Source organism: Streptomyces sp. CB02980 (genome assembly GCF_014451325.2).
Classification (GTDB): domain Bacteria; phylum Actinomycetota; class Actinomycetes; order Streptomycetales; family Streptomycetaceae; genus Streptomyces.
Genome location: NZ_JACSCH020000032.1, coordinates 41751 through 52377, shown reverse-complemented (window position 1 = coordinate 52377; position 10627 = coordinate 41751). Strand labels below are relative to the sequence as shown.

The 10627-nt window shown below is 67.6% G+C and carries 2 protein-coding genes; one reads left to right on the top strand and one right to left on the bottom strand.

Annotated features, from left to right (window positions below):
- Window positions 1-264, top strand: a 264-nt coding sequence (locus E0F75_RS38610) for a hypothetical protein (protein ID WP_229315688.1), incomplete at its 5' end; no start/stop codon positions are given.
- Between the two features lie 499 nt (window positions 265-763).
- On the opposite strand, the gene E0F75_RS38605 is transcribed toward E0F75_RS38610, so the two are convergent.
- Entirely contained in the window at window positions 764-9583 is an 8820-nt protein-coding gene (locus E0F75_RS38605; protein WP_229315687.1) for a SpvB/TcaC N-terminal domain-containing protein, read from the bottom strand.
- Window positions 9584-10627: the final 1044 nt, after the last annotated feature.

Sequence of the window (10627 nt, the reverse complement as noted above, 5' to 3'; positions counted from 1 at the left end):
TCCTCCCTGCCGGGCGCGGGCACGGGCGTGCGGGGCGCGCGCCGGGTCGCGGGGAGTATGCCCGTTCGAGGCACCGGCATCACACGGCGACTGGGCAAGGAAATCCTCGGCACCGCGCTCGGAAGCAGCCCGACCCAAGCCGAGTCAGGCGCTGGCGACGGCTACGGGCCACCATCACCAACGATCTACGTCGCCGTCAACTCCTGTGGTCAAACGCCCCTGAAGCCCCACCAGTCGCATCTGGTGGGGCTTCAGATCTTCTGATGAAGCAATGGCTTCGAGACGCGTTCAGGGATGATCAATCCCGTTTTGGTGGCCCTTCGGGTTCCGGTCCGCTCACCTGCCAGCGCCCCGAGCTTGATCCCGCAGTTCTGGCGGCAGCGCCTCCGAATCAGCTATGTCAAGGAGGAGTGTCCGAACGGCCTCTTGGTCAAAATCCCGTCGCTGAGCCATCTCGGTAGCCCACATTGCGGCTAGCTCCATCCAGTATGGCCGGCCGGACTTCCACGCCGTCTCCACTGTCATTTCGATGAGCTTCTCAGGGGTTGGAACGCCACCCTGACCGAGATGATCCCACGATCGGGAAAAATCGGCCAAGCACGCAGAGAGGTCACGCTCCAAATACGGCCACATGGGAACGAATCCTGATCCCTCAAGCGAGGACCGACCTTCTGACTCCACGCCTACGCCGATCCGGCCATCGGGCATGACCCCAATCCACGCCCCGTCCCCCCGGTACACCACTGGAGTCCAGTTTCCCATCTCAACCCCATGGCCTGTAGTCGAATTCAATCCCGTGATCGCCCATGAACTTCTGGAACTGCTGGCGTGCAGCATCCGTCCATCTGTGACCATAGTGACCACTGTTTTCCGTGAACACCAGGAGGCCGTTATCTCGGAAGAGTGTGCCACCCAGCACTGTCCCTCTGTCCATCCCCGCGTGTTCTGCCAGTTGCTCGTGGGGACTGAGGCCTCCGGGAATTCGTTCACGATCTCCCGCCAGAAACCTTCCGGCGTCGGAGTCGAAGACGAACTCAGTCTCCGGCTTCGGTGAGGTGAAAGACTTCAAGGCGTCAGCAGATCCTTCGCCCGACCCCAGACCGACGTCGCCACAGCTGCTGTTGTGAACCAGGACCTGGGTAGCCCCCGCCAGCACGTAGTAGGTGTGCAGGTCGTCGACCGTGAGGTTGTGGACCCGCTTGTGCTGGGTCCACGCACGCACGGCGCTCACCTGGGTGTAGGAGCCGTTGCCGGTCTGTAGGAGTGTGCCGGGGAGTATTTCCTTGGCGTAGAGCCATTTGCCGAGTTCGGGTGCCCAGAACGGGTGGTTGTCCGTCGCGACGACCTTGCCCGGATGTCTGCCGGGGTTGGTGACGGTGATCTCGACCAGATTCTTCTCGCCCTCACCGGTGATGAGCGCGGTGACCGTGCGCGGCCCGGTTTCGCCGGTCACCGGGTCGGTGGCGGTGACCTTGTCGCCGACGCGCACCTGTTCTATGGCCTTGTGGTTGCCGTCGGCCATCATGACCCCGGTGCCCGGGGTGAAGCTGTTGCCGGTGCCGCAGCTCCCCGCCCCGTTGTCGGCGGCCTTGGGGGCGGGTCCGCTGTCGGCCGGTTTTGGTGCGGGAGGGCTGTCTGCCGCCTTCGGTACGGGTGCGGTGTCGGCCGCTTTGGCCGTCGTTGCCGCATCGGCGGCGTTGTTGGCGGTCTTGGCGGCCTGTGTGGCGTCGAGTGCCTTGTTGCCGTACTTGGCGGCGTTCGCCGCGTAGCCCGCGCCCGGGATGGCCGAGGCGGCTGAGAGGCCGGCGTTGACGTAGTCGCCTTCCGCGGCGTACCAGCCCGCATTGCCCAGGTCGGCGACCTCACCGACGACCGGGACCATGCCGACGACGTCGAGGGTGGTGTGGCCGATCGTCTTCCAGGACGGCATCTTCGGCCACTTGCCGGTCGGGTCGGTGAGCTTGACCGGATTGTTGTGGGTGTAGGTGTAGGCGGCGAGGTTGCGCGGCTCGGCGATGCCGCCCGCCATGCCCCCGTCGAGGTAGTCGGGAAGCGCCGGGTCGGTGCTCGCCCAGAGCTGGGTCCGTGGGTTGTAGTAGCGGGCTCCGTAGTAGTAGAGCCCGGTCTCTACGTCGAGTTCCTTGCCGGTGAACTGGTAGGGCGTGTCCGCCTGTCCGGTCCGTTCCTCCACCCAGGTCTCCCCGTACGGGAAGTACTCCAGGTGCTCGGTGACCTTGCCCTGCCTGTCGGTGACGTAGCCGGAGGAGCCGATGTGGTCGGCGTGGAAGAACTGCTGAGTGTCCTCGGCACCGGTGGTCGCGACGGTCTTGGTCGTCACCCGGCTGTCGCCGACGAAGACGTGCTTGTAGCCGGTGGTGTCGCGTTCGCTGTAGTACCGGTTCGGGTAGAGCGAGAGCCCGTCGTCGCTCCGCTTGACGAGGCGGTCGCCCTTGTCGTCGTAGACGTAGGAGACGGTGGCGCCGGCGCAGCCGCTCGGATCCTGAGTGAGGGTGCCGGTCGCTGTGTCCTGGTTGCAGACGAGGCGGTTCTCCTCGTCCCACACGTACTGCCGGCGCTTGTCGGCGACGGCCGTGTTGACCGTGCTCGTCAGGTTGCCGTTGGCGTCGTAGGCATGGTCGATCGGACCGACCTTGGTCGGGGCATGCGGCCTGGCTCCGTCATAGGCGTATGTGTAGTCGTACGTCGTCCGGTCCTGGACGTCGCCCGGGTTGGACGGGTCCTCGACCGGTTCGATCGGCCCGGCTCCGCCGCCTCCGACCGGGAAGGCCGGAGTGCCGCCGGTGACCTCGTGGGTCTGCGACTTGCTCGTGGTGTTGTGGATCGAGTCGTAGCCCAGGCTCAGCGTGTACGTGTTGACCGCGTTGTTCTTGTCCGTGTACTGGCCGGATGCGGAGGTGAGCCGGTACTGGTCGTCGTATCCGTAGGTCTGGCTGCTCGGACCGCCGATGTCCCCGCCTTGCGGCGCGTTGTTGGCCAGCGAGGTGATGTTGCCGATCTTGTCGTACGTGTAGCCCAGGTTCTGGAACGCGGTTCCGCCCGGGGCCACGGACTTCAGTGCTCCGAGTCGGCGGTCCTCGGTGTCGTAGCTGTAGGTGGTGCGGACCCCGTTCCCGGTCTGCTGGAGAATCTTCTGCCCGAATTTGTCGTAGTCGAGCCGGTCCAGGTACGTGTAGCTGGTGCCGTTTTTGGATCCGGTGGCCCGGCTGACCTGGCCGCCCGAGTCGTAGTCGTAGGTCAGGACCTCGCCGTCGGGATAGGTCATCTGCAGCGCGCGGTTGAAGGCGTCGTAGCGCCATGCGGTGGTGTAGGTGCGCGGGGCGTCGCGGACCGCAGTGATCGTGCGGGTCTCCTTGATCACCTCGCCCAGCGCCCCGTACGCGCGCTGCACCGTTCCCGCCGCGTCGTGGACCTCGGTGACGCGCGAGGCCGCGTTGTCCGGCGCGCCGGGGGCTCCGTACTCATAGGAGATGTTGTTGTCCGGGAATGTCGGGTAGCGGATGGCCTTCAGCCGCGAGTACTCGTAGTCGTACTCGACGGCCTTGTCCGCTGCCCGCAGGTTCGCGGTGATCTTCGACGTGACGTTCCCAGCGAGGTCGTAGCGGGTCTCGGAACGCCCGGCGTCCGGGCTGTCGAACGAAATGCGGCGTCCCAGTGCGTCGTAGCCGGCGCGCGTGACGTTGTTCTTGTCGTCGGTGATCGTCGTGACCTGACCTGTGGGGTCGTACGCGTAGCTGGTCCAGATCTCCGAGGAGCCGTTGAACTCCTTCACCGAGGTAGTGGCACCCCAGACGTCGGTGTAGGTGCGGCGCTCCTTGCCGTTGCCGTCGGTCACTGTCCGCTCGAAGCGGGTCGTGCCCGCCCGGTCCTCGCCGAAGCCGTAGACGGTGCTGGTGGTGACGCCGTCCGGTTGCACCGTCCTGACCGACCGGTCCAGGACGTCGAAGGTGTCCTTAGTGGGTGTCACGGAGTCGAAGGAGGCGTTGAACGTGCTGTTTGCGGCTCCCTTGTCCTCGGTCACCGGGTAGTACTTCTCCACGGCGCGGCCGAAGGAGTCGAACTTCAGCCGCCCGGAGACCGTCATCACCTGGGACGGGGTGGCCCCGGGCGAGGCGGACACCGAGGCGTCCTTCTTGGTCTGCAGGACACGCCCCAGGCCGTCGCTGAACGTGACGGTGTCGATGGTGTCGTCGCGCACACCTGAGGCGGCACGGTCGAGGTGCTTGGTCGTGGCGTACGGGACGGTCGCCTCGGGGTGGTAGCCGAAGGTGATCGTGGCCTGGTCGCCGTCCTTCTCATACGGCCCGGTCACCTTGTCGAGCCGGCCGACGCTGTCGTAGGACATCTGGAGCGGCTGGCCGTTGTGGTCGGTGTTCCGCTCGGGCTGGCCGTACTTGAGGTTGTACGCCGTGGACGAGCGGTAGCCGAAGCTGTCCTCGACGGACTCGACGTGTACGCCGACGGTGCTGTCGTAGCCGTACTCCAGCCTGTACCGCTGCCCCTTCGCGTTGGCCGGACCGGTCACCGATTTCAGGTTCCCGTCCGGGTGGTACGTCAGGTCGGAGACGGCCGGGGTGTCGTCGTCGAGGTACTCGCGTACCTGATGCACGGTGCCGGTCGCGCAGTCGACGGCGGATTCGCGGTGGCGGAGGAGCGTGCCGGTGGCCGCGGCCTTCTGCCGTATCGCGTTGGCGGTGCCGACGAGGTTCCGGCCGCGGCACTGTGTGTCGGAGCCGCTGTACGCGTACGTGGTCTCCAGGTCGTCCGCAGTGCCCTCGTCGCCCGTGGCGAAGGTGCGGGTGACGTTGCCGTACTCGTCGTAGGAAAGGTCGGTGAATGTGGACTTCCCTGCGGCGGCCGTGCCTTCGTAGTGCTTTTCCTCGATGTGGGTGAGCTGCGGGAAGACGGTGGCGGTGCGGCTCTTCGGGTCGGCTGCCTCGCCCGTGGAGGTGTCGAGCAGCCGGTAGGTGTTGAGTGTCTCGCGGTACGGGCGGCCGGCGCCGTCCTCGGTCAGCGTGCGGGTGAGCAGGCCGCGGCTCACGTATCCGTCGGTGCGGTACTCGTCGGTCACCGTGCGGAGAATGGCGTTGTCCGTACCGGTGTCGCGGTTCTCGGTCACCACGCGGCCGAAGCCGAGGAACTCACGCTCCAACCGGTCGTAGCGGCCCTGCTCGTAGCGGAAGGTGGTCAGCCGGGTGTCGGCGCCATCTCCCGCGAGCCCGTCGAACACCGACGTGCGGGACAGCACCCAGCGGCTCTCCGGCATGGCGGCGGTGTTGCCCGTTCGGGTGTAGTCCAGGTCGATACGGGCGCCCATCGGCCGGCTGACCGAGCGCAGCAGGTTGGTGCGACCGGTCTTGTTGACCGCGACGAGGAGTTCGTTGTCCCGGGTGGACTTGACGTGGTCGGCGAGGCCGTCGCCGTTGACGTCGCGCAGGCTGGTTTCGGCTCTGCTGATGCCGGTGGACGCGTTGACGCCGGGGTTGAAGACGAAGACGCCGACGGGAGTGGGCAGGCCGACGGTGAAGTAGACGCCCCCGCCGAGACTGGCGTTCTTGTCGATGGCGATCTCGGGGAAGCTGCCGCGGAAGGGGGCGGGCGCGGCGAAACTGGTGCCGGTGTTGACCGCGACCTTGATCGGGTTGGCTCCGTCGGTGAAGACCCGGTCGGTGAGGCCGTCGCCGTTGACGTCCATCATGCTCGCGTTGGTGAACGAGGTTCCCAGCTCGGCGGAGACGCCGCCCGCGAAACCGTAGCGGTCGACGTTGAACCCGAGGTTGACTCCGACGTTGCGGGTGGACGCGTCGTTGATCGGTCCGGCCGACCAGGGTTCGCGGGCCGCGAAGGAGTAGCCGAGGTTCAACTGGGCGTCGCCGTTGCCGAACACCTTGTCCGGCAGCCCGTCCCCGTTGATGTCGAGCAGGTCGACGCGGACGTCGGACTCGCCGCCGCCGAGGCTGCCGCCGATGCCGAGCGACGGTTGGACCGCGCCGGTGGTGGCGGTGTTGGCGCTGGTGCCCGCGTCGGGCGCGGCCATGCCCAGGGCGCTGGCGATGGTGGCGGACTCGCTGCCCGCGGAGTACGACACGTTGCCGGAGACGTTGTCCGCCTCGCGGACGTTGCCGCCGAGGGTGCCACGCGTGGCGCCGAGCGCGCCGGTCATGTCGGAGAACTGGATCTCCTTGGCGCCCACGACGTCGGGGTAGCTGTCGCCGTTGAGGTCGAGGTAGTCGACCGAACCCGCGGTGATCCCGCCGACTACGGTGCCGCCGAACGGGCCGGCCGCGAGGGTGGCCGACACCTGGCCGGTGACACCGCGGCGCATCACCGCCCGGTCGCCCGCCACGTCGGCGTCGGTGACGATGTCGATGGTGTCCGCGCCGAGGCGGGAACTGGTCGCCATCGCGGGGGTGACCCAGGAGGACTCGTCCTGAGCGGCCCAGCCGCCCATGGCGGGAACGGGGGCGAACACCGCAAGGCGTGGCATGGTGAGCCGGGGATTCGCGGCGAAAGGCGCGACGTCTGCTTCCTTGGGCTCCTTGGGAAGCGCGTTCTTGAAGCTCTGATCCAGCGTGAGTTCGGCCTGCTTGAGCGGTTGGGTGGCGCGGTCGCGGTTGCCCTGGTAGCCGATCACACCCCAGCCGCGGTAGGGCTGGGCGAATGCGCCCTGCCCGACGGAGGCGTGCATGGCGCTGGGCGCCGGGGTGAAGGTCGGCCAGCTCGAGGTCACGTCATAGGTGACCGACGCGGACTGCTCGACGAGCAGGCCGAGCAGTCCGGTCTCCGTCGTGGAGTAGTCGATGTAGAGATCGTCGCCGGCGGTGACCGGCACGGTCAGGTCCAGGTTCGGGCCACCGAAGGGGGAGGTGTCCTTGGCTTGGAAGACGCGTTTGCCGAGCAGCTGTCCGCCGCGCTTCTTCACCGTGAGCGCGATCTTGGCGTCACCGAGGAGGTTGAAGTTGAAGGAGACCTTCGGCCGCACCTTCAACTGGCCGGTCTTGGTCGCCTTGTAGGACTGCTGCGGCGCGGTGAGGGTGTCCGCCGGGAACATGTTCATGTCGTACGGCGGGGTGATCACCAGCGTGGGTTCGCCTGCGGCGTCGACGACCGATTCGACCCCCTGCGCGGCCGTGTAGTGCGCCTTGGGCTCCCAGCTCACCGCGGAGGCGTCGATCGGGGAGTCGGTCTTCAGCTTCCACGACATCTTCTCGAACGTCTTGACCGGAATGCTCACGTCGATTGCGGAGGTGCCGGTCGACGCGGCGGGCAGGACCTTGCGGAACACCTCCGTGCCGGGGTGGACGCCGTTGCCCTTCTCGATCACGACGGTCACGTCGTCCGAGGTCGCCTTGTTCTTGACCACGTCACCGGTCAGCCGCAACGTGCCGTTCACCGGCACGGTCACCAAGGACGGCCGGCCGCCGAAGGTGAAGTCGGACGACGCGCGGAACACGGTGTTCGCCAACCCGTTCGCGTCCGCGCCGGCCGGCAGGTTGGTGTAGGTGATCGCCGGGTCCCACGCCACGGTGTCGTACTTGCCGTCCAGAATGGACTGTGTGCGGAAGTAGAGCGCGTCGCCCTTCTTCACCGGGATCGACGCCACGTTGCCCGGCGTGAACTCGGTGTGGTCGTCGGGGCCGATCCGCTGCGCCCAGAGCTCGGCGTCCTTGTGCTGGATGGTGACCCGCACGCCGTCGGCCTTGGTGTAGGCCGCCCGAGCCGGGGAGGGGTCCTGCGTCAGCTGCACGCCGCCGTCCACGCGGACGTTGCCGTCGAACGGCGCGACCCAGCGGCGCACCGTGTCAAGGAGTGGCGAATTGTCCACCTGCTGGTTGAACTGCGCTGTCTGATCGCCGACGATCTCGCCGGTCACCGCGCCGCCCTCGATCGGCACCGGGGTGCGGGTGGAGTCCGCGCTGTACGCGGGTTGCCCATTCGCATCCAGGTAGCCGAAGAGCACACCGCCGTTGTTCACCAGGTCGGCTATGCCGTCGCCGTTGACGTCGCTGAAGAACCGGTCCGAGGTGGTCGTGGTGCCCACGAAGTCCAGCTGGGCCGAGGTGGTGAGGACGTACGACTCGACGCCGATGGTGCCGGACAGCGTGCGCTCGGTCGAGATTCCCGGGAGGTGGGGGAGCTTGATCGGAGTGTCGCCGAACTTCGGCTCACCGCCCGGTGTGGCCAGATTGGGACGGTAGAACACGTCCTTGTTCTTGCGGAACACCTTGTCCGGCAGGTTGTCGCCGTTCACATCGGCCAGCGCCGACAGGCCGTCGGACTGGCCCGCGCTGAACCCGACCTTCAACCCGACGGAGCCCTCCTTGGTCGGCAGCCCCTGCACGTTGTAGCCCGCGAACAGGTGCGCGCCGAAGCCGGCCGATGTGTTCGCCGAGATCGCGCTGGCCTCGCCCTCGCGGATGTTCACCCCGAGGTCGTCGTCCGGCACCGACCAACCCGCCGCGTCGGCGAAGGCGTTGTAGTTGCCCGACTGGTCGCGTACCTCGTCGAAGTAGTCGAACGTGTGGGTGTTGAACAGCTTGTTGCTCTCGCTGAACTGCGACACCGAGGTGAGCAGCGTCTTGGCGAACGCGCCGGTCCGGTAGTTCAGCTCGTAGGCGCGGATCAGCTGGTCGTCCAGCTTGACCTCGACGCGCCGCAGCAGGTCGGCGGTGACCTTCTTGAACCCGTACCTGGCGTCGATCCGTACGTCCGCCCGGCGGGGCTCGCCGCGCTCACGGTCCCGGACGAACGTCACCGAGTACCTGCCGTCGGTGTCGCCGTGGCCGGTGTAGGTGATCTTCTGCGGGTACAGCTCGCTGCCCGGCACCGTGGAGCCCGCCGTGCCGCCGTCAGCCACCTTGACGTACCGGTAGCGCAGGACGTTGTCGTTGCCGTCGCGGATCTCCCGCGCCGCCCAGGTGGCGACGCGACCCGAGCCGTCGGCCAGCGTGCTGTCGGCCGTGCCGCCGAAGAGCGTCCGGACACCCTGCTTGTCGGTGACCTCCCACCAGTAGTTCGTGGGGCTGTCGCCGTGGCGCACGATCCGGTCGAACGAGCCCTCCACTCGGGAGTGGAACACCTTCTCCGCAGTGCGCGCCTGCAACGCGCTCCGGTGCGCCACTGGGGTCAGCTGCTCGCCGTTGAGCAGGTAGGTCTCGGTCTCCAGTCCGGCGTCGTAGCGCGGCACGCCCCACCGTGTGTCGACCGTGACCATCGGGGTGGCTAGGTCCCAGCCGACGCCGAGCCACCCGTTCGTCCCCGAGGAGTTGTAGGTGACGGCCAGACTCGGCTCCAGGCCCGCGCGGCCCTTCGGCACCTCCAGCGGGTACGACAACCGCGCGTCACCGCTGTTGTTCGCCGAGGGCGCCTCGACCAGGTTCACCCCGGAACCGGGGTCGGCCGCCTTGATGTCCTTGATCTGGTTCGGGTTGAACGACGTGCCCTCCGGCCCCTCCGGCCCGGTGACGGCCGACCCGGCGTCCGGCACCGTCGCGGCGGCGCTGGGTAACAGTCCGGGCGAGGTCAGCCCGGACATGGTGAGCACCATGGCCAGGAGGATGGTCACACCCGTCCGCCTGCGGACTACGTGCTGGACAGTCATCAAAGAGCCCCCGTACCGCCGGACGTCCCCGAAGCACGGGTCGTCCGACGACCCCCGCCCCCTGTATTACCGAACGGTAGATTGCGAGCCGGGTCGTTCGTACAGGCTTTCTGGACAAGGGCGGCCCATGGGGTAACGATCCGGCTACGGGGGTCTGGTCCGTCCGGCGGGCGGCGGTCGAGTCGATGCTCGGGCGGAATGAGTACGACTACTCAGGCGGCCGGTGTCCGCCGGCCCGCAGAGCGCCTACGCCGCCACCACCCACGCCTCCGCGCCCGCTGTCACCTCCGTCGTCTCGGCTCGCAGCCCTGGCGTCCACGTAGCCCCCCGCATCGTCGCCGTGCGAACTGCCCGGGCGGTCACCGTCGTGGCGAGAACCCCCGAAGCCGAGGCACAGTTCCTGGAGTTGGCCGCCCTCATCGCGCAGAGCTGCGAACCGAAAGTCCTCAACTCCGCAGGCCACGTCACATCGGCACCGGCCCCCGACACCACCATGCCTGTCCTGGTGGGCCCCCTGCCGCTGACCCCGACGGAGGAGTGCGCCGCCCAGAGGCACCAGGTTCGGATCGGCAAGGCGTTCTCCAGAATGGAGACGGGCACGTATGAGCAGATGTGGCAAGGAACGGCAGGACGAATCCGGCTCGCTGGTGGTCGGCAGCATGGCGGCACGCCGCAGCTTCGATCCTCCTGGAGAAGGTCCGCGTGCCTCGCGTCTGTTCGGACGGGCCGGCCGCGCGTCCGTTCCGACCGCACCCATGCGGACGAGGCGTACACCGCGCCCTGTGCCGGCTCAAGGGAGGCAGGCGGTGGCCGGCAACGGCCCCGGCAGGGCGTTGCGTTCGTCGTCGGTGAGCTGGGGAGTCGGCATTGCCTTCTCTGACGACAAGTCACATGGCTTCACGGGCCGTGGGAAGCCGTCGGTCGGTTGCGCTGGAGTGACGACATTGCCTGGTGCAGGAAGGGGCCAGGTGCATGCCCACCTTCCTCGGCCGGCAGCCGCGTCGCACC